This window comes from Pseudomonas sp. RA_35y_Pfl2_P32 (assembly GCF_963970735.1).
GTDB lineage: Bacteria > Pseudomonadota > Gammaproteobacteria > Pseudomonadales > Pseudomonadaceae > Aquipseudomonas.
This window is the reverse complement of the sequence record NZ_CAXAQF010000003.1, coordinates 165,255-185,852: the sequence shown is the minus strand read 5'-3', so window position 1 is coordinate 185,852 and position 20,598 is coordinate 165,255. Positions and strand designations below refer to the sequence as shown.

At 62.6% G+C, this 20,598-nt stretch carries 19 protein-coding genes; 3 read left to right on the top strand and 16 right to left on the bottom strand.

Features of this window, described 5'->3' with window-relative positions; genetic code table 11:
- Positions 1–328 precede the first annotated feature (328 nt).
- The 11 genes from AACY45_RS04435 to AACY45_RS04385 all read right to left on the bottom strand — a co-directional run bounded on the left by AACY45_RS04435 (position 329) and on the right by AACY45_RS04385 (position 12,626).
- Positions 329–508, bottom strand: coding sequence for a hypothetical protein (locus tag AACY45_RS04435; RefSeq protein WP_339544329.1), 180 nt, complete (start codon positions 506–508; stop codon positions 329–331).
- 156 nt (positions 509–664) lie between these two features.
- Positions 665–1,834: a lactonase family protein gene (locus AACY45_RS04430; protein ID WP_339544429.1), complete on the bottom strand. Its 1,170-nt coding sequence runs from the start codon at positions 1,832–1,834 to the stop codon at positions 665–667.
- Positions 1,827–2,123, bottom strand: coding sequence for a DUF5629 family protein (locus AACY45_RS04425; protein WP_339544328.1), 297 nt, complete (start codon positions 2,121–2,123; stop codon positions 1,827–1,829). The genes AACY45_RS04430 and AACY45_RS04425 overlap by 8 nt, the downstream gene beginning before the upstream one ends.
- Before the next feature lie 117 nt (positions 2,124–2,240).
- Entirely contained in the window at positions 2,241–4,616 is a 2,376-nt protein-coding gene (locus AACY45_RS04420; RefSeq protein ID WP_445261158.1) for an efflux RND transporter permease subunit, read from the bottom strand.
- Positions 4,617–4,653: 37 nt separating this feature from the next.
- Positions 4,654–5,706, bottom strand: a complete 1,053-nt coding sequence (locus tag AACY45_RS04415; protein ID WP_339544326.1) for a YCF48-related protein — start codon at positions 5,704–5,706, stop codon at positions 4,654–4,656.
- A gap of 400 nt (positions 5,707–6,106) precedes the next feature.
- Entirely contained in the window at positions 6,107–8,764 is a 2,658-nt protein-coding gene (pepN, locus tag AACY45_RS04410; protein WP_339544325.1) for an aminopeptidase N, read from the bottom strand.
- A 13-nt stretch (positions 8,765–8,777) separates the two neighbouring features.
- Positions 8,778–9,608: a DUF2797 domain-containing protein gene (locus AACY45_RS04405; protein ID WP_339544324.1), complete on the bottom strand. Its 831-nt coding sequence runs from the start codon at positions 9,606–9,608 to the stop codon at positions 8,778–8,780.
- Positions 9,605–9,865, bottom strand: a complete 261-nt coding sequence (locus AACY45_RS04400; RefSeq protein ID WP_166591151.1) for a YeaC family protein — start codon at positions 9,863–9,865, stop codon at positions 9,605–9,607. The genes AACY45_RS04405 and AACY45_RS04400 overlap by 4 nt, the downstream gene beginning before the upstream one ends.
- 33 nt (positions 9,866–9,898) lie before the next feature.
- The gene (locus tag AACY45_RS04395; protein ID WP_339544323.1) at positions 9,899–10,768 is read right to left on the bottom strand and encodes a rhomboid family intramembrane serine protease; all 870 of its coding nucleotides are present in this window, start codon (positions 10,766–10,768) and stop codon (positions 9,899–9,901) included.
- The gene (locus AACY45_RS04390) at positions 10,765–11,736 is read right to left on the bottom strand and encodes a metallophosphoesterase (protein WP_339544322.1); all 972 of its coding nucleotides are present in this window, start codon (positions 11,734–11,736) and stop codon (positions 10,765–10,767) included. Before AACY45_RS04390 ends, AACY45_RS04395 begins: the two co-directional genes overlap by 4 nt.
- Positions 11,736–12,626: an NAD(+) kinase gene (locus AACY45_RS04385; RefSeq protein ID WP_339544321.1), complete on the bottom strand. Its 891-nt coding sequence runs from the start codon at positions 12,624–12,626 to the stop codon at positions 11,736–11,738. Before AACY45_RS04385 ends, AACY45_RS04390 begins: the two co-directional genes overlap by 1 nt.
- Before the next feature lie 104 nt (positions 12,627–12,730).
- Here AACY45_RS04385 and AACY45_RS04380 point away from each other — a divergent pair, with 104 nt between their 5' ends.
- A complete protein-coding gene (locus AACY45_RS04380; RefSeq protein ID WP_339544320.1) occupies positions 12,731–13,681 on the top strand; it encodes a DUF1853 family protein in 951 nt (316 codons plus the stop codon).
- A 34-nt stretch (positions 13,682–13,715) separates the two neighbouring features.
- On the opposite strand, the gene AACY45_RS04375 is transcribed toward AACY45_RS04380, so the two are convergent.
- The 3 genes from AACY45_RS04375 to AACY45_RS04365 form a co-directional block, all read right to left on the bottom strand.
- Entirely contained in the window at positions 13,716–14,999 is a 1,284-nt protein-coding gene (locus tag AACY45_RS04375; RefSeq protein WP_339544319.1) for an arsenic transporter, read from the bottom strand.
- A 43-nt stretch (positions 15,000–15,042) separates the two neighbouring features.
- Positions 15,043–15,390: a metalloregulator ArsR/SmtB family transcription factor gene (locus AACY45_RS04370; RefSeq protein ID WP_339544318.1), complete on the bottom strand. Its 348-nt coding sequence runs from the start codon at positions 15,388–15,390 to the stop codon at positions 15,043–15,045.
- Between the two features lie 244 nt (positions 15,391–15,634).
- Positions 15,635–16,192 carry an NADPH-dependent FMN reductase gene (locus AACY45_RS04365; protein WP_339544317.1) on the bottom strand — a complete coding sequence of 186 codons (558 nt, stop codon included), beginning with the start codon at positions 16,190–16,192 and terminating at the stop codon, positions 15,635–15,637.
- A 184-nt stretch (positions 16,193–16,376) separates the two neighbouring features.
- Between AACY45_RS04365 and AACY45_RS04360 the strand changes: the two genes are divergently transcribed.
- Both AACY45_RS04360 and AACY45_RS04355 read left to right on the top strand, forming a co-directional pair.
- Complete coding sequence (locus AACY45_RS04360) at positions 16,377–16,613, top strand: hypothetical protein (RefSeq protein WP_339544316.1); 237 nt, start codon at positions 16,377–16,379, stop codon at positions 16,611–16,613.
- A gap of 87 nt (positions 16,614–16,700) precedes the next feature.
- Positions 16,701–17,594 carry a LysR substrate-binding domain-containing protein gene (locus AACY45_RS04355; RefSeq protein ID WP_339544315.1) on the top strand — a complete coding sequence of 298 codons (894 nt, stop codon included), beginning with the start codon at positions 16,701–16,703 and terminating at the stop codon, positions 17,592–17,594.
- Here the strand turns inward: AACY45_RS04355 and AACY45_RS04350 are convergent.
- The gene (locus tag AACY45_RS04350; RefSeq protein ID WP_339544314.1) at positions 17,560–18,174 is read right to left on the bottom strand and encodes a GNAT family N-acetyltransferase; all 615 of its coding nucleotides are present in this window, start codon (positions 18,172–18,174) and stop codon (positions 17,560–17,562) included. The two genes, AACY45_RS04355 and AACY45_RS04350, sit on opposite strands and share 35 nt — an antisense overlap.
- 14 nt (positions 18,175–18,188) lie before the next feature.
- Positions 18,189–20,444 (bottom strand): Orn/Lys/Arg decarboxylase N-terminal domain-containing protein, encoded by a 2,256-nt coding sequence (locus tag AACY45_RS04345; protein WP_339544313.1) that lies wholly within the window; start codon positions 20,442–20,444, stop codon positions 18,189–18,191.
- Positions 20,445–20,598 lie beyond the last annotated feature (154 nt).

The window sequence follows — 20,598 nt, the reverse complement described above, 5'->3', positions numbered from 1 at the left end:
CCGCTCCCACAGGGGAAATCCGTACAGTCGTAAAAACAGGCCGGCCGCTAGGCCGCCTCGCCAGCCCTTACCACTCAACAGGCCGAGCGTTAGCTCGCCTGCAGCTCTTGATCTTGATCCACCCGCCCCATCGGCAGGAGGTGCAGCGCAGCAAACCGGAGGGCGATGCCCCCGGATGGATACCGTAGCGAAGGAACCCCGAGCCTTGGCGAGGGGCCGAACGTCAGGGCGGAACCCTAAGCCGCCGTTACCGCAGCAACGGATATGCCCACAAAACCAAGATCAAAAGATCGCAGCCTTCGGAGGCTCACACAGGGTGTCTGACAGATCAATGCTGGACTTTGTGATCCAGCGCCGCATAGAAGTTGGCGCTCTGTTGCAGGTATTTCTGGGTGTAGGTCTGGGTGCCGGTTCTTTTGCCGTTGATCTCGATGTTTGCATGGGCTGGCAGCACCACGCTGGCGGAGATGGCGGAAGCGGCGATGACGGAGAAGAGATTGAAGTTCATGGCGGTAACCCTCGTGTGCAGTTGGCTTGCTTGCCTGTGTAGGCCGTGAAGCAAACTTACGCCCGAGGGTTGGCGGGCTTGAAATCTTTTGTATCAGTAGCCGATATCACTGCGATTAATACAAAGGTGCAGGCCCCGCCAGGCGGGGCCTCAGACTTACGGACGGGTCAGGAACTTGATATCGCTGGGGGCATCGAACGCCAGCGCCTGCACGGTTTTACCCAGCAGGCCGCTCTGCGCATCGCGCTCGATGACGACGATCTGGTTACTTTTCTGGTTGGCCACCAACACAAACCGGCCACTTGGGTCGAGGCTGAACTCGCGGGGATGATCACCCTCCACCGAACGCCGTTGCAGTTCCTTAAGCTCGCCCGTGCTCGGATCGATGGCAAACACCAGCAGTTCGTTGGCTGTACCGCGGTTGCTGACATAGAGGAACTTGCCATCGGCAGAGGCATGCAAGGCCGCCGCGGCTTTTTTCGCCGCCGGCTGCCCTGCCGCCAGGTCCACCCGTTGGCGTTGGGTCAGCGTGCCGTCCTGGTGGTCGAACACCGCGACTTGCGCACTCATCTCCATGCTCAGGTAGGCATGCTTGCCATCGGCGGCGAACAGCAGGTGCCGTGGCCCGCTGCCTGGCGGCAACTGCACCGAGGCGGGCGTGGCGGCCGTCAGCGGCTGCTCCGGGTTGGCCTTGGGGTCGTAGCGGTAGACAAACACCTGGTCGGCCCCCAGGTCATTGGAGAACACGAATCGGCCATCCGGTGAAGACACCGTCGAATGCACGTGGGCCGACCGTTGGCGCTCAGGGTTGACCCGGCTCGCCGGATGGCTGCTCAGTTGCACCGGTGGCGACAACTGGCCCTGGCGACTGACCGGCAACACCGCCAGGCTGCCGCCCGGGTCGGCCGCCACCGAGTAGTTGCTGACGAACAGGTACTGGCCATCGGCGCTGAGGCTCGAATGAGTCGGCTCGTTGCCCAGGCTTTGCACCTGGTTGATCAGGCTCAGTTGCCGGGTGCTGGGCTCGATGGCCAGGCTGCTGACCCGCCCGACGACGTCGGCTTGTCCCGGGCCATTTTCGTTGACCACGAACAGTTGCCGCTGATCGCCGGACAAGGTCAGCCAGGAAGGGTTGGCGCTCTGGAACACTTGCAGCGGCGTGGCGTCGAGCTGACCGCTGCGGCTGTCGAACCGCAGGCGGTAGATACCCTGGCTCTGGCCCTGGGTGTAGGTGCCGACCAACAGCTCATGAGGCTCGGCGGGCGCGGCTTGCACCCCCATCGCGGCGAAGCTGCCGGCCATCAGGATCGGCCAGAGGTTACGCATCACCATGGTCTTCGCCTTCATCGTTGCTGCCACTGAATGCGCTCATGCACACCAGGCGGTGCTCGCCGGTGTCGCCGCGCAGGGTCCAGCTCTGCAGGTCGGCATCGAACACGGCCGCCTGCACCTGGGCCAGGCTGAACACCCAACGCTTGGCCGCGCGGCCATCCATGCACTCGATGTGCAACTGATCCTCCTCGTCCAGCGAGAAGTCGAAGGCGTGCAGGCCATCGATTTCCAGCATGTCGCAGGTTTCGAGAACGGTGAGCAAGGTATCGGTTGCAGCAGTCATGGCGATCAATCATCAAGTTGAAAGGCGCAATGATAGCGGCCATGAGCCCTGCAGCGCAGCGAACAGGCAAAAAAAACCGCAACCCTGGGGCTGCGGCTTTTTCACTTCAGGTCCAGATCAGTGGGCAAACAGCGAATTGCCCTTCTGCCCGGCCAGTTTTTCCGGCTTGATCAGGAACCGCGCCAGGGCTGGCAACAGCCACAGGGCACCGAACATGTTCCACAACAGCATGAAGGTCAGCATCAGGCCCATGTCGGCCTGGAACTTGATCGCCGAGAAGATCCAGGTGCACACGCCGATGGCCAGGCACAGGCCGGTGAACAGCACCGCCTTGCCGGTGGATTTCAGCGTCTGGTAGTAGGCCTCTTGCAACGGCAGGCCGGCACGCAGGAAGGTTTCCAGGCGGCTGTAGATGTAGATGCCGTAGTCCACGCCAATCCCCACCCCGAGCGCCACCACCGGCAAGGTCGCGACCTTCACACCGATGCCCATGAAGGCCATCAGGGCGTTACCCAGCACCGAGGTCAGCACCAGTGGCAGGACGATGCACAGGGTCGCCGCCCAGGACCGGAAGGTGATCATGCACATGGTGGCCACGCAGATGTACACCAGGATCAGGATGGTCAGCTCCGACTCCTTGATCACCTCGTTGGTGGCCGCCTCGATCCCGGCGTTACCGGCGGCGAGGATGAACTCCAGGCCGTCCTTGTTGTTTTCCTTGGCAAACTCCTGCACCGCATGCACCGCACGGTCGAGGGTTTCGGCCTTGTGGTCGTTGAGGAACACCAGGACCGGGGCCAGGGAGCAGCTGTTGTTGTACAGGCCGTCGGCACGGGCGATGGAGTTGTTCAGCACGTCCGGGTTGCGCGACAGGGTTTCCCATTTCAGGTTGCCCTCGTTCATGCCCTTGATCATCTGCTTGGACACGGTCACCAGGGAAATCGCCGACTGCACGCCCTCGGTGTTCTGCATCTTCCACATCAGCTCATCGATCGGCGCCATGGCCTCGTAGCGCGAGCAGCCTTCGGACTGGGTCTTGACCATCACCACCAGCACGTCGGAGCTGGTGGAATAGTTGTTGATGATGAAGTTGTTGTCCTTGTTGTAGCGCGAGTCCGGACGCAGCTCCGGCGCACCCTGGTCGAGGTCGCCGATTTTCAGGTTCTTGCTGTACCACAGGCCGCCACCGAAGGCGACCAGGGCGATCAGGATCGACACCGGCGCGACTTTGGAACTGGCGAAGTTCGACAGCAGGCGCCAGAACGGGTGTTCGCGGGTCGCGTCTTTCTTGCTTTTGGCGATGGCACGCTTGCTGATGCCGACATAGGAAATGGCCACTGGCAACAGGATCAGGTTGGTGAACACGATCACCGCCACGCCGATGGAGGCGCCGATGGCCAGCTCGCGAATCACCCCGATGTCGATGATCAACAAGGTAATGAAGCCCACCGCGTCCGCGAGGATCGCGATCATGCCTGGCAGGAACAGTTGGCGGAAGGTGCGCCGGGCTGCCGTCAGTGCGTTGTCGGCCTCGCTGGACTGCAGGGCGATACCGTTGATTTTCTGCACGCCGTGGGAAATACCGATGGCGAAGATCAGGAACGGCACCAGCATAGAGTACGGATCCAGGCCGAACCCGAACGCATGCATCAGGCCCAGTTGCCAGATGACCGCCACCAGGGTGGTAATCAGCACGGCGATGGTGCTGCGCACGCAGTTGGTGAACCACAACAGCAGGACCAGGGTAATGACGAAGGCCACGCCGAAGAACAGCACCACCATGATCAGGCCATCGATCAGGTCGCCGACTTTCTTGGCAAAACCGACGATGTGGATCTTGATGTTGGGGTTCTGTTGCTCGAACTTGTTGCGGATCTTGTCTTCAAGCTCGTGGGAGAACTTCTGGTAGTCCAGGGCCAGCAGCTTGCCCTGGTCTTGCGGGTCCGGGTAGGACTCCAGCAGCGGAATGTCGACGATGCTCGACTTGAAGTCGTTGGACACCAGGCGCCCGACCTGCCCGGACTTGAGCACGTTGTTGCGCAGCAGTTCGAGGCTGTCCGCCGAGCCATTGTAGCTCTGCGGGATCACTTCGCCGCCGGCGAAGCCCTCTTCAGTCACTTCGGTCCAGCGGACGCTGGGACTCCACAGCGACTTCAGGCCCGAGCGGTCAACGCCGGAGATGTAGAACACCTCGTCGTTGATCTGGCGCAGGGTCTCCATGTACTCCTTGGAGAAGATGTCGCCGTTGGTGGCCTCCACCGAAATCCGCACGGTGTTGCCCAGGTTCGCCAGGTCGTTGCGATGCTCCATCATTTTTTCAATGAACGGATGCTGCAGCGGGATCATCTTTTCGAAGCTGGTGGAAGGCCGGATCAGCGTCGCCTGCCAGAACAGGAAAAGGCTCACCAGCAGGCAGATCACGATGACTGCCGGGCGGTTGTTGAAAATCAGGCGTTCGAGAAACGTCGCCTTGTCTTGGTGATGGCTGCTCATGGATGTCATTTCTCCGCCTTCTTATTATTTGCCCGGCTCATTTATTCAGTTCTGCGCCGGTTGGCGAAGTGGCGCGAACGCCGCCCTGACCGACCAAAATCAAATTGCCGTTGCCTGCCGCCGTCACACCCGCCACCGAAATCCGGTCCGGGCGATTGAACACACTGAAGGTCTGCCCGTCGTCATTGCTGCGTACCACGCTGCCGCCATTGCCGACGATCACGATCGAGCCGTCTTCGAGCAAGGTGGCGCCAGACAGGCCGAATTCCAGGGCACCGCGCGCGGCCTGGAGCTCGACCGGCTCCCAGGTGCCGCCAAAATCGCTGGAGCGGAACAGGTTGCCGCGCAAGCCGTAGGCCAGCAGTGTCGATGGCTGGGCAGTGCCGATGACCCCGAACAGCGAACCTTCGTATGGGCCTTCGACCCGTTCCCAGGTCTGGCCCCAGTCGGCGGAGCGGAACATGCTGCCCTGCTCTCCGACGATGAACAGCCCGGCATCCTTGACCGCGGCGATGGCGTTGAGGTGGTACTGGTCTTCGTTGTCGAGGCGGTCACTGACGTCGTCCCAGGTTTTCCCGGCGTCGGTGGTTTCCAGCAGCGCGCCATAGGCACCCACGGCAAAGCCGTTGCTGGCGTCCTTGAACCAGACGTCGAGCAACGGCGCTTCGCGTTTGAGGTCTTCGAACTGCTTGGTCCAGGTCACACCGCCGTCGGCGCTGGCGAGGATCTGCGCATCGTGACCGACGGCCCAGCCGTGCTGGTCATCGACGAAGAACACCGAGGTCAGCAACTGGCGCGAAGGCACCTTGGCCTGGGTCCAGGTGCTGCCCTGGTCGTCGGAATAGAGAATGTGCCCGCGGTCACCGACCGCGATCAGCCGTTTGCCGGCATGCACGACATCGAGCATCAAGCCCTTGGCGGACTTGGCCGATTCAATCGAATAAACAGTGTCGACGGCTGGCGTGGCATTCGCCAGGGCCGGTGCCGACAGGACCGCGGTGCCCAACAGCGAGAGCGCTGTAGCCAGCAACGCGAATCTGCGTAGTGCCGGCGGGCGGCCAATACCCACACCCATGACAGGCTCACTCATAGACCTTTCCCCCATTATTATTGTTAGGTCGTTCAACCTTTCAGGGCGCCGTGCGGGGCGTGCTACCGGATGACCGGATTCAGCGCTGAGCTGAAACCTGCAATCTAGAGCCCCTACTCGGAAGCTGGCCTATCCTATCCAGCTTTGGAATCGCCTGACAATCGACGCCACGTTATGTTTTGTTAACCTGGGGAATAAGGGTAGGCGATGAATGGCACGGCATTCGTGCGCAGGATGAAAAAAGGCCACGAAGGTTAATGCCGGTGAGTTCACAGTGTAGGAGCGAGCTTGCTCGCGAAGAACTCAAAGGCGCCGCGTTTATATTGAATACACGCGTTATCGTTGACGTTTTTCGCGAGCAAGCCGCAAGCAGGCGCCGCAAGCGGGCACCTACTCCGACCTAAGCCAGGCTTTTGCTGACCACCTCGAATACGTCGCTGGACAGCTCGCCCGAGGCACGGATGCGTTCCAGTTCGGCTTTCATCAGCGCCTGGCGGGCGCTGTCGTATTTGCGCCAGCGGGTCAACGGCGCCAGTTGGCGCGAAGCGATCTGCGGGTTGAAGCCGTTGAGCTCGATCACCAGGTCGGCGAGGAAGCGGTAGCCCGAACCGTCGGCGGCGTGGAAGTTGATCAGGTTCTGCCCGGCGAACGCCCCGACCAAGGCCCGTACCTTGTTCGGGTTCTTGAGGTTGAACGCCGGATGCTCCATCAATTGCCGCACGCGCTGCAAGCCACCCGGCAGGCCGCTGCCGGCCTGGACGCTGAACCATTGGTCCATGACCAGCGGGTTGTCCTTGAAGTGCTCGGCGAAGCTCGCCAGGGCCTTGGCCCTCTCCGCTTCGAACGGCGAATTGACCAGCACCGCCAGCGCGGTCAGGCGCTCGGTCATGTTGTCGCAAGCCTCGAACTGTTCGAGGGTCGCAGCCAGGACTTCAGGCTTGGCGCTGAGCATCAGGTAGGACAAGGCGATGTTCTGCAGGCTGCGCCGGGCAAAGTGCTCGGCCTCGGCGATGTACGGCGTCTGCCGGGACAGCTCGCGATTGGCCTGGTAACGCAGCCACAGGCCTTCGAACAGTTGGTCAGCCAGTTGTTTACGGGCAAATTCGCGGGCGGCATGAATCGCCTCGACGTCCGCCACTTCGCTGATTTCAGTCAGGTAGGCTTCGCTGGGCAACGAGAGCATTTCGGCGACCATGGCCTGGTCCAGGCTCGGGTCGGCGAGCACGCTGCGCAATGCTTCGATCAAACGCTGGTCGAGGACCAGCGCCTGCCCCGCCTGGTGCTGGCCGATCAGTTCCTGCAGCACTTGCACCGACAGTTGCTGGCCGGCTTCCCAACGGTTGAAGCCGTCGCTGTCGTGCTGCATCAGAAACATCAATTGGTCGCGGTTGTACGGGAAGCTCAGTTTCACCGGCGCCGAGAAGCCACGCAGCAAGGACGGCAGCGGATGTTCGGCGATGTCGAGGAAGGTGAAGGTCTGTTCGGCCTCGGTTACCGACAGCACACGGGAGGTGCCACTGGCCGCCGCTTCGCCACTCAGGCGCAGGGCAATCGCCGCACCCTGGCGGTCCAGCAGGCCCAGCTCCAGGGGAATCACGAACGGCAGTTTCTGCACTTTGTCCGGGGTCTGCGGGCAGCTCTGGCGCACGGTCAGGCTGTAGGTCTTGGCCGCGGCGTCGTACGACTCGCCGACCGCCAGGCGCGGCGTGCCGGCCTGGCTGTACCAGCGTTTGAACTGGGTCAGGTCGACCCCGTTGGCGTCTTCCATGGCCTTGATGAAGTCATCGCAGGTCACGGCCTGGCCGTCATGGCGCTCGAAGTACAGGTCGCTGCCTTTGCGGAACCCTTCGTTGCCGAGCAAGGTGCGGATCATGCGCACCACTTCCGAACCCTTCTCGTAGACCGTCAGGGTGTAGAAGTTGGAAATCTCGATGAAGCTGTCCGGGCGCACGGCATGGGCCATGGGGCCGGCATCTTCGGCGAACTGGTGGGTGCGCAGGTAGGCGACGTCCTCGATCCGCTTGACGGTGCGCGAATGCATGTCGGCGGAGAACTCGGCATCGCGGAACACCGTGAAACCTTCCTTGAGCGACAACTGGAACCAGTCGCGGCAGGTCACGCGGTTGCCCGACCAGTTGTGGAAGTATTCATGGGCGACCACCGCTTCGACCCGCTGGTGGGCCGCATCGGTGGCAGTTTCGGCACGGGCCAGCACGCAGCTGGAGTTGAAGATGTTGAGGCCCTTGTTCTCCATCGCGCCCATGTTGAAGTCGTTGACCGCGACGATCATGAAGATGTCCAGGTCGTACTCGCGACCGTAGACTTCTTCGTCCCAGCGCATGGACTTCTTCAGGCTGTTCATGGCGTGCTGGCATTTGTCGATGTTTTCCGGCTCGACATAGACGCGCAGGGCCACGCTGCGTTGGGTCATGGTGGTAAAGGTGTCTTCGACGCACCACAGGTCACCGGCCACCAGGGCGAACAGGTAGGCCGGCTTCATGAACGGGTCTTCCCAGGTCGCCCAGTGCCGGCCGTCTTCGCCCGGCCCCGAGGCAATCGGGTTGCCGTTGGACAGCAGCACCGGGTAGCTGTGCTGCTCGGCGCTGACCGTGGTGGTGAACTTGCTCATCACGTCCGGGCGGTCGAGGTAATAGGTGATCTTGCGAAAGCCCTCGGCCTCGCACTGGGTACAGAACATACCGCTGGACTTGTACAGGCCTTCCAGGGCGGTGTTGGTTTCCGGGTGGATGCGCACGCTGGTATCGACGGTGAAGCTGGCGCTGGTGGGGTGCAGCGTCAGGTGGCTATCGCTCAACTGATAGTCGGCCGGCGTCAGCGTGTTGTCGCCCAGGGCCACCGACAGCAGCTCAAGCTGCTGGCCGTCGAGTACCAGCGGCGGCAGGCCGGCGCCTCGGGCGGGGTTGCGGCGCATCACCAGTTGCGCATGGACCAGGCTGTGGTCCTCGAACAACTCGAAGGTCAGGTGCGTCTCGTCGATCAGGTACTCAGGCGCCTGATAGTCCTTCAGGTAAATCATCTTCGGTTGTTCGGTGCGCATGGCTCGAATCCTTCTACTGATGCACGGCGAGCTGGTAGGCCGTGTATTTACGAATATTGATCACGCCGGTGTCGAAGATCAGGTACTGGCCCTTGATCCCCATCAGCGTGCCTTCGGCAATCGGGTTCTTGTCCAGGTTAAAACTGACAATCTTCGCCGGGTATTGTTGCACCGGGTAATGGATCTCCAGCGTCTCGACATCGGTCACCGGTTGGATCGCCTGCAAGCCAAAGCGTTCCTGCAAGCGTTGCAGGCCTTCGGCACAGCTGGCAAACAGTTGATCACGAACCTCGGCCAGGTCGACCGAAGGCGCTTCGCCCTTGAGCAAGGCGCGCCAGTTGGTCTTGTCGGCGACCTGGCTGCGGAACAGGTCTTCGACAAACCCCGATTGCTGACGGGTCGACACCCGCATGATGGGCAGTGCCTGGCGGGCGCCCTGGTCAATCCAGCGGGTCGGCAACTGGGTGGCACGGGTGATCCCGACCTTGACCCCGGAAGAATTGGACAGATACACAATGTGATCGGTCATGCAGAACTGCTCGCCCCAGCCCGGGTCGCGGCAGGTGCCGGCGTCGTAGTGGCAGCGTTCCGGGCTCATGATGCAGACGTCGCACTGCGCCAGCTTGGTCATGCAGGGGTAGCAGTAACCCTGGCTGAAGCTGGTCTTGGTCTTGCGTCCACAATGGCAGCAGTGGATCGCCCCCAGGAACTCCAGGCGCAGCGTGCTGCCGATCAGCGGGTTGACCGGCACCTCGGTATCACCCAGGCGAAAAGCGTATTGCACCGCCGACGCGTCGAGGCGCGCCGACATTTTGTTGATTGCACCGCGGCCAATCTCGATCAATGGATGGCATCCGACTTGAACAGGATATTCGGCACTTCGATGGACTTGGAGCTGCATTCCTGCGGCCCCATGTAGCCGGTGCGCTGGTCTTCGGGCAGGTTCTGCACTTCCCAGGCAATCATGGCCTGCAACGACAGCTCACGTTGCTCGGCAGTCAGTTTGCCGCCGTCGGACCACTTGCCGATCTCCACTGCCAGTTTCAGGCTCTGGTAGATCTCGGGGGTGATGTTGTTGATCATTTCGTTGAAAGAGGACATCAAGGTCTCCGTGCTCTTCATTCACTAAACAGATTAGAGGGTTGTTTTACGGCGACTGTACAAGCCGCCCAACAAACCGGTGGCGCAGCCGACGAGTAACCCGCCGACGTGGGCCGCATTGGCGATTTCGCCGAAGCCGATCAGCGAGATCAGCCCCGACAGACAGAGCACCAGCCACACCAGCATCATCACCAGCACGCCACGGGGCAGGCGATAAGCCGGGTTCGGCGCCAGCCATTGGTAGATCCAGCAATGTCCAAGCAGGCCGTACAGCACCCCGGACAGGCCACCGAACAGCCCCGGACCGCCGTAAAAATACTGGGCGTAGTTCGACACCAGGCTGAACAGCAGTGTCAGGCCCAACAGGTTGATGCCGCCCTGGCGCGCTTCGATGCGCCGCCCCAGTTCCCAGTACCACATGCCGTTCATGGCCACGTGGAGGAAACCGAAGTGGATCAGCATCGGCGTCACCAGGCGCCACCACTGCCCCGCCGCCAGACTGTCGGCCAGGGGGGCGAAATGGATGTACTCGCCGACTACGCGAAACTGCAAGAAGGTGAACCAGCGCATCGTGTCGAGGTTGGTCCCCAGCAAGGTGATGGCGCCGACGATCAGGGTCAGCAGCAGCACCAAGGCGGTCATGGGGCTGGCGCGCAGTTGCGCAACAAACCCCAGGCGCTGGGGTGTCGCCGAGAGTGGCAGGTCCAGTTGCTGCTCGGGATCACCCGCCGGAAACCGTTCGTACAGTGCGCGCACGTCTTCGCTGACGGCGTGCGGGACCCAGAGCACCTGCTGGCCCGCTTCCTCGCTGACCCGATGGGGCACCTGCATGCGTTGCAGCAGTTTGACAAAACCACTGAGGTCCACAGTCAGGGGCAGACGTAATACAGCAACAGTACTCATTGCGGGGCCTCCGGCCGTTCGACATCGACCCAGACGAATTTGCGCGGGTCGAGACGGGTTTCCTGGTCAAGTCGATAGGCAACCAGCTTGCCGTACAGCACTGCGCTGTAGTCCAGGCACGCCAGGTTCTGGCGGATGGGCGCCGGTTTGCCGCTGCGCCAGTAATGGCCGACGAACAGCAACGGCTCGTCGATGCCGTAACGCAGCAGGGTGTTCTTTTCCACCGGGGTCAATGGCGTCTTGGCCACAGGTTCGGGCAAGGCGTCCGGCTGGAACACGATGTCACCGTAGGTCTGCGGGTCGTCTTCCCAGAACTTGGTACGGAAGAACGAACGCGTCAGGCCATCGCCGCTGGTCATGGTCAGGCCGTGGGGCAGGCGCATGTCGGTGCCGCGCAACAAGCGGTCGAAGGCCATGCAGGCAAAACTGCCGTTCACCGCCGCCGCCTGGACGAAGTGTTCATCGACGCAGCCGTCGGGGTGCTGGCGGCGCAGCAGGTCGATCAAGCCGCCGTCCCAGCAGGCATGCACCACCCGGAAACGCCCGGCGTCGACAAACAGCGGCATCTCGTAGAACCATTCGAGGAAGTCGTGCCAGTCGCCGGGGTGGTGGGCAAACTGGCTCAGGGTTTCATCGATCAGCCGGGCGTGGCGTGGGGTGTGCTCGCGCACGTACTGCTTGCCGCTGCCCGGTGGGGCCGGTGTGCTCCAGCCCAGCGCGTTGAACTCGTGGTTGCCCATGATGCACAGCGCCTGGCCCGCCTCGACCATGTCGTGCACCAGGTGCAGCGCCTCGCGGATGCGCGGGCCACGGTCGATGACATCGCCCAGGAACACCGCCATGCGTGACGGATGACACCACACGCCACCCAGCTTGTGGTACCCCAGTCGGTCCAGCAGATGCTCAAGGGTATGAGCGCAACCGTGCACGTCACCGATCAGGTCGTAGCTACGCGCGGGATCGAGCATCAGTCGCCTCCACCACCCAAACGGCTGCCCCAGCCAAGCTTGGTCCGGCAGACTTCGTAGTAGTTGTGGTCCAGGGGGTGGATCAGCCGCAACTTCTGCGCCTTCTTGCTGATGGTGATGGTGTCGCCGGGCGCGCAGGTAAAGTGATTCTGCCCGTCACAGGACACCTGCGGGTAAATCTGCATATCCTTGGACACGACGATTTTCAGCTCACTGTTGCCATCGACCACGATCGGCCGTCCGGACAAGGTATGGGGGTACATCGGCACAATCACAATGGCATCGAGCTTGGGATGCATGATCGGGCCGCCGGCCGACAGCGCGTAGGCCGTGGAGCCGGTGGGTGTGGCGACGATCAGGCCGTCGGCTTTCTGGCTGCAGACGAACTGGCCGTCGATGTACAGCTCGAACTCGATCATGCGCGTCGATTTACCGGGGTGCAGCACCACGTCATTGAGGGCATCGCCCTGGCCGATGGCTTCGGCATGGCGGCGCACTTCGGCCTGCAGCAGGAAGCGGTTTTCCACCAGGTAGTGGCCGTCCAGCACTTCGGCGACCTTGGTTTCCAGCTCGTCGGGACGAATGTCGGTGAGAAAACCCAGGTTGCCGCGGTTGATCCCCAGTACCGGGATGTTGTGCCGTGCCAGCGCCCGTGCGGCGCCCAGCAGGCTGCCGTCACCGCCGACCACAATCACCATGTCGCAGACTTCGCCGAGCATCTTGCGCGACGAGGTCTGCAGGCCGTGGCCGGGCAGGACTTCGGCGATGGTGTCTTCGAGAATCACGTGCAAGTGCCGGTCTAGCAGGAATCTTTTCAGTCGGCGAACGGTATCCAGCACCTGGGAACTGCCCAGGCGACCGATAATGCCGATATTGCGAAATTGCTCCATGGGGCTCCTGCGGGGGTCTGCGACGGCGAAAACCACGATTATGGGCGAAAGCGTTGCGTAGACAAAATCCTTTCAGCCGGGACTTTAGAAGCTATGCTCGCAAAATGATCCTGTTCCCCGATTTGCTCGCCCTGCCCCACCAGTTGCACCACCCCCAAGTGCGCGACCTGGCGTGGGTGATTCTCGCCCCGCCCATGCTCAGTGCCACGCCCTGGCCGCAACGCCATCCGCTGGCCGGCAGCGACTGGGTGCGCGATCCGTCGCGCCTGGAGCACTGGCTGCGCCAGCTCGACCGCGACAGCTACGCGCTGCTGCACTGGCTGTCCCAGGCCCGCACCCGGCGCCTGGGTCTGTATTACGAGCGTCTGTGGCAGTTCGCGGTGGAACATGCGCCAGGCATCGAACTGATTGCCGCCAACCTGCCGATCCGCCGCGAAGGCCATACCCTGGGGGAGTTGGACATGTTACTGCGCGACCGCGACGGCGTGCATCACCTGGAGTTGGCGATCAAGCTCTACCTCGGCCCGCAACAAGGCAACGGCCAGGACCCGGCGCAGTGGCTGGGCCCCGGCTGCCATGACCGGCTGGACCTGAAGCTGGCGCACCTGAGCCAGCACCAGTTGCCGATCTCCGCGCGCCCAGAGAGCCGCGCGGCCCTGGCGGCGCTGGATATCGGGGCTTTCAGCGCCAGACTGTGGCTCGGCGGCTATCTGCTGTACCCCTGGCCGGGGCACGCCGAACCGCCGACCGGTGCCCACCCGCAACACCTGCGTGGCAGTTGGCTGCACCAGAAGGACTGGCCGGCCTTTGTCGCCCAGCGCCCGCCCGGGCGCTGGGTAAACCTGCCCCGCCACGCCTGGCTGGCGCCGGCGCACTACAGCGCCGACCAGACCTGGCGCCAGGAGCAACTGGACACCTGGCTGGCTGAGCTGCACCCCATGGCGCCGGCACAGTTGATGGTGCGCCTGAGCGAAAACCCTCAGGGCGACTGGGAGGAAGCCGAGCGGTTGTTTCTGGTTTCTGATTGGTGGCCGAACGTTCCGGGGTCGAGCTGAGATGAGCGGTGGCTGGACTGGCCTCATCGCGGTCCTAAACCGACAACCGCACCGCCAAGGCCGCCAGCGTCACCAGCAGCACCGGCAAGGTCAGCACAATCCCGACCTTGAAGTAGTAGCCCCAGCCAATGTGGATGTTCTTGCGTTGCAGCACATGCAGCCAAAGCAAGGTGGCGAGGCTGCCGATGGGGGTGATTTTCGGCCCCAGGTCGCTGCCAATCACGTTGGCGTAGATCATCGCCTCCTTGACCACCCCGGTGGCCTGGCTGGCATCGATCGACAAGGCGCCGATCAACACCGTCGGCAGGTTGTTCATCAGCGACGACAGCAGCGCCGTCAGCAGCCCGGTGCCCATGGCCGCGCCCCACACGCCGTACTGGGCGAACAGGTCCAGCCAGCCGGCCAGGTAGGCAGTCAGCCCGGCATTACGCAGGCCATAGACCACCAGGTACATGCCCAGGGAAAACACCACGATGTGCCACGGTGCTTCCTTCAACACCTTGCGCGTAGATATCTTGTGCCCACGGGCGGCAATGGCCAGCAGCAGGGCCGCGCACACCGCGGAAATCGCACTGATGGGGATTCCCAGCGGCTCCAGGGCGAAACACCCCAGCAGCAGAATCCCCAGCACCGCCCAACCGGCAAAAAACGTCGCCCGGTCGTGAATCGCGGTCTTTGGCTCGGCCAATTGCTCAGGGTCGTAACGCAGGGGAATGTCGCGACGGAAGTACCACAACAGCACCGCCAGAGTCGCGGCCACGGCCACCAGGTTGACCGGCACCATCACCGCGGCATAGCGGTTGAAGCCAATGTGGAAGAAGTCGGCCGAGACAATATTCACCAGGTTCGACACCACCAGCGGCAGGCTGGCGGTGTCGGCGATAAATCCGGCGCCCATCACGAAGGCCAGGGTCGCCGTGGGCGAGAACCGCAGGGCCAGCAGCATGGAGATCACGATCGGGGTGAGGATCAGTGCCGCGCCGTCGTTGGCAAACAGCGCCGAAACCAGGGCCCCGAGCAAGACCATATAGGCAAACAGCTTGCGCCCGCGGCCGTGCCCCCAGCGCGCCACATGCAGGGCCGCCCAGGCAAAAAACCCGGCCTCATCCAGCAGCAGGCTGATGATGATCAGGGCGACAAAGGTCCCGGTGGCATTCCAGATAATTTCCCAGACCAAGGGGATGTCGCTCAGGTGCACCCCCCCACTGAGCAAGGCCAGCACGGCGCCGAGCATGGCGCTCCAGCCGACACCCAGGCCTTTGGGTTGCCAGATCACCAGGGTGATGGTCAGCAGGAAAATCAATGAGGCGATCAGCATGCACAGCAGCCTTCAATCAAGCAGTTTAGGGGAGAGAAAACCATCAGCAGCAGCGCTGTGGACGGCCGGGCATGGCCAACAACCGCGCGATATCCGCCGCCAGCCAGGTCTCGTTGGCGGCCAGGGCGTCCTGCAACAACCTGCCAACCCAGGGCGCAAGTTGCGGGTGAACCCGGTAATACACCCACTGCCCTTGCCGACGGTCGGCGAGCAGACCACTGCTGCGCAATTGCGCCAGGTGCCGGGAAATTTTCGGTTGGCTCAGGTCCAGGGCTGCGGTCAGCTCACAGACACAGAGCTCGCCTTCATGGGTGATGAGCAAGGCGATACGGGTACGGGTGTCATCGGCCAGCGCCTTGAACACCCCGACGGGATTGCAGGATGGGGACATGGAGGGCTCGCGCCTGGACAAACGAAGCGCAAATATATGGAATCTCGCATATTTGGTAAAGCACAGACTGGCGGGCTGCGTCCGATGTCTGTGCGGCAACTGCGGGAATCGGGTTCACCCGTATAGCCGCTGTCGAGCTCGCGAGGCTGCGTCAACGGCCGCAGGACGCTCATTCGATTTGGCAACACCGCACGGGGTCGCTGCGCAACCCAACGCAGCCTACGGCAGCTGCTACACAGTCCGCTCAGGATTTTTTGTGTTGTTCGACCCACTTGGCGTAGGCGTCGATAAAGCCTTGCAAGAACGGCTGGACCTTTTCCGAGAGTTTGCCCGCCTCATCGAAGGCCGCACCGGCGCCCCCCAGGTACGCTTCCGGCTGCTGCATGCACGGCACGTCGAGGAACACCAGGGACTGGCGCAGGTGGTGGTTGGCGCCAAAACCGCCGACCGCCCCCGGCGAAACACTGATCACCGCGCCCGGTTTGCCGCTCCAGGCGCTCTTGCCGTAGGGCCGTGAACCGACGTCGATGGCGTTCTTCAAGGGGGCCGGCACCGAGCGGTTGTATTCCGGGGTCACGAACAGCACCGCGTCGGATGAGCTCACCTGATCGCGGAAAGTGCTGTAGGCTGCCGGCGGGGTGACGTCGATGTCTTCGTTGTAAAGCGCCAGATCACCAATCTCGATGATGTTCAAGCGCAGGTTGGCCGGAGCCAGCTCGGCCAGCGCCAACGCGACTTTGCGGTTGATCGACTGTTTTCTCAAGCTGCCCACCAGGACAGCGACCGTATAGACCTTGCTCATTGGAGATTCCCGACTATCTGGCTAAAGGAGCCTGTAGTTATAGATGATCCAGTGCCATTCCAGGGGCGCGTTGCCCTGTTATTGCGGCAAAACACTATTTTTTTCCTGTAGGAAAACTTACCAAGCTTATCGACGGTCTACAGAACCGCAAATTGAGTGACTTATCTCCAGAGGTTCTAAGCAGATGGCAGCAGTACTCGTCGGACAATTCCATGCAAGAGACGCGCAAGGCCGTGTCTATTCGGTGCATGAGTTCCAGGATTCCACCCCGTCGGCAGACGGTTTCAGCAGCGCCGTACCTGTTACCACCTACAAGCTGGCCATCGGTGATCGAGTCAACAAACTCGACGGCAACGAATTTGTACTGGTGCAATCGGGCGTCACCATCATTCGTGAACCGGACGCCAACGTCGCCTCTTGAGCCCACCGTCATGAGCTGAAGTCAACGTCACGGACTTGGGTTAGGATTCAGCCACTACCCCTCACCTGCTGAACATGGACTTCACGCATGCGTCTACGCCATATCGAAGTGATCCAGGCACTCCTGCAAACCAGTCATCTGGGCACCGCTGCCGAGATGCTGCAATTGCCGGTGGCTGCGATCGAGGGGTTGTTGCGCGAGGCCGAGGATCATCTCGGCTTCATGCTGTTTGCCAGCGTGCGTGGGCGCCTGCAGGCGACCCGTGAAGCCCGGCAGTTGCAGGTGCAGATCGCCCGCGTGTATGAAGCCTTCGAGCCCGTGCAACGCCTGGCCGACAGCCTGCGACAGTACCAGGCCCCGCCCTTGCGGGTCATCTGCACCCCGCCCCTGGCCCAGCAACTGGTGCCCCAGGGACTGGCCAGCCTGCGCCGGCGGTTTCCCGATGCGCCCTGCTCGCTGCACAGCCAACCCACCCGCGATATCGTCAAGAGCCTGCTGCTGCGCGAAAGCGACCTCGGCTTGAGCCTGCATAACCCCGAGCACGCCGACATACAGTGCCAGCTCCTGGCCCAGGGCAAGCTGCAGCTCCTGGCCCCCCACGGCTGGCTGCAACCGCGGCAGAAGTACATCAGCGTGCAGGACCTGGCGGGCCAGTCGCTGGTGGGGCTGGAAGGCCACGACCCACTGAGCCCACTGTTCGACAGCAAACTGCAGGCCCTGCGCCCCGCCCCGGTGATTCACACCCGGGTGCAGACCCACCAGATGATGCGCAGCATGGTGGAGGCCGGCGAAGGCCTGGCCATTGTCGACCCGTTTACCGCCCTGGGCGCCAAGGCTGGCGGCCTGGACGTCTGCCCCCTGTCACCGGCGGTGCCGATCAACCTGTATGCCTTGACCCTCAACAATGGGGACGCTACGCCGGCATTGACCGCGCTGCTGGAGATCATCAAGGCACAAGCCGAGGCGATGCTGGCAGGCTGACCGAGTGCTCCAGCGGGTCGGCAAACAGCCGGTACCAGAACAACGCCACTTCCGCTGTCTGCGGGTCGATACCGCGATAGCGCAGGTGATCGATGCCACCGAGCACATACCCGCACCGTTCATACAGCCGACAGGCGCCCAGGTTGTTGTTCTGGGTTTCCAGCATGATTCCCGGCAACTTCTTCTTGCGACTCCAGAATTGCGCCACATCGAGCAACGCCTTGGCCACGCCATGGCGCCGCGCGGGTGCGTGCACGGCCAGTTCATCGATATGGGCAAAGCCGTTCCAGTTGGTGCTGACCACTACGTGCCCCACCGGCTGGTCATCGAGGAAGGCCATGAAAATCGCACTGTCGGCGGCGTTGTGGAAACTGGCGAACTCTTCGGGGTCGATGCCGTAGCATTTGCGATAGGGCGTGATGGCTTGCAGCGGCCACGCCGCCACCGGGGTATCGAGATGGGCGCTGACGTAGGCCCTGACTTCAAAACTGAAGTCGCTGCCCCAGATGTACGCGGCAAAGCCCTGGTCAGCGACACGCACTGCCAGGCCCGGGTATTTGGGATTGATGACCGGTTGCATACTGGGAAACGTCCTCAAATCTTGATGCAATCGACGGTGTAGCACCGCCCATTGCCCTCGTCTTCATGTTGCAGGCCGTGCACATCGGCGACGAACCCTGGGAAACTGCGGTCAAAGGTGCGGGCAAACGCCAGGTAATCGATGATCGAGCGAGTGGCCTCGGTGAAGCGCTCGCCGGGCATGATCAGTGGAATACCCGGTGGGTACGGTACCAGCATCACGGCGGCGATGCGCCCCGGCAATTGATCGATGGGCACCGCCTCGACTTCGCCACGCACCAGTTGATCATAGGCATCGGCCGGTTTCATCGCGACTTCCGGCAGCACCGTGTACATGCGCTTGAGGTGCTTGGCCGTGGCGTTGCTGCGATAGCAGGCGTGCAGTTGGTCGCACAGGTCGCGCAACCCCATGCCTTGATACCGGGCCCCGTCCTGTTGCGCTACGCAGGGCAGGCAGGCGGCGAGGCTGACGTTGGCATCGTAGCTGCGCTTGAACTCCAGCAACTCGGTGAGCAAGGTGCTCCATTTGCCCTTGGTGATACCCATCGAGAACAGCACCAGGAACGAATACAGGCCGGTCTTCTCCACCACCAGGCCGCGTTCCCAGAGGAACTTGCTGACCACCGCCGCCGGGATCCCGCGCTCGCTCAATGCACCGCCGGCCGTCAGGCCGGGCATCACCAGGGTCACCTTGACCGGATCGAGCAGCACGTAGTCCTCGGCGATATCACCAAAACCGTGCCACTCGTCTTCGGGCAGCAACAGCCAGTCCGCGGTCGCGACCCGGTCGATGCCCGTCACCAGTGGCGGCTGCCAGATCGAGAACCACCAGTCATCGGCAGCAATGTGCTGGCGCAGGTTGGCCAGCGCCCGGCGAAAGCTCAGGGCCTCATCGAACATTTCCTGCAACAGCGAGCGTCCCGCCGGCCCCTCCATCATCGCCGACGCCACGTCCAGCGAGGCGATGATGCTGTACTGCGGCGACGTCGAGATGTGCATCATGAACGCTTCATTGAAGCGGTCGCGGTCCAGTTGCCGGGCACCACCATCCTGCACGTGAATCATCGAGGCTTGGCTGAAGGCCGCCAGCAGCTTGTGGGTCGAGTGGGTGGTGAACACCAGCGGGCTGTCGGCCGAGCGCGACGTGCCCATGCCGTAGCGCCCGGCGAAGAACTCGTGAAACGCCGCATAGGCGTACCAGGCCTCGTCGAAGTGCAGGACTTCGACGCTGTTGCCCAGGGTTTGCTTGATCAGCTCGGCGTTGTAGCAGAGGCCGTCGTAGGTCGAGTTGGTGACCACCGCCAGCTTGACTTTGGCGGCGCGGCCACGGGTCAGCGGGCTGGCGTCGATCTTGGCCTGGATCGATTCGTGGCTGAACTCGCTCAAGGGGATCGGGCCGATGATCCCCAGCTCGTTGCGCTCCGGGCACAGGTACAGCGGGATGGCGCCGGTCATGATGATCGAATGCAGCACCGACTTGTGGCAGTTGCGGTCCACCAGCACCAGGTCATCGCGGGCCACCATGGCCTGCCAGACGATCTTGTTGGCGGTGGACGTGCCATTGATCACAAAAAAGGTGTGATCGGCACCGAAGTTGCGCGCGGCCCGGGCTTCGGCCTCGGCCAGGGGGCCGGTGTGGTCGAGCAGCGAGCCGAGTTCGGGCACCGAGACCGAGAGGTCAGAACGCAGGGTGTTTTCCCCGAAAAACTGGTGGAAGGCCTGCCCGACCGGGCTCTTGTGATAGGCCACGCCCCCACCGTGCCCCGGGGTGTGCCAGGAATAGTTGGAGTCGGCGGTGTGCTGCACCAGGGCCTTGAAGAACGGCGGCAGCAAGCCATCCAGGTAGCTGCGGGCCGCCCGCGCCACCTGGCGTGCGAGAAAGGGCACGGTGTCTTCGAACAGATAAAGAATGCCACGCAACTGGTTGAGTTCGCTCATGGCGTCGGCGGGGGCGTTTTCCAGGGTGACCTGTTCGCCCAGGGCGAAAATCGGCAGGTTCGGTGCCCGGGCGCGGGCCACCCGGATCAACTCGGCCAGGTTCTGCAGCAGGTGGGTGTTTTCCCCCGCCCCCTCGGCGGCAATCAGCATGCACGCCAGGCCGTGGTGGGTCGAGGCAACCAGCCGCCCTTCCGCGTAATCCACCGCCGACACCACGCTGAAACCTTCCTGCTCCAGCTCCCTGGCAATACCCCGGACGCGGTCACCGGCCACCGTGTCGGCCTTGATGTCGCGGTGAACGATGAGGACCGGGAACTTCAAGTCTTTGTACATGGGGCTTGGCGTCCTGAGACGGCAGACCATGGTCTGCCAATACACTCAGGGTAGAGGGTTGCAGCCCATGTCGCGAGCGATGGGCCAGGTACATTCAATGATGGTGCCTGACATACCGCCATCGCTGGCAAGCCAGCTCCCACGGGGGAGCGCT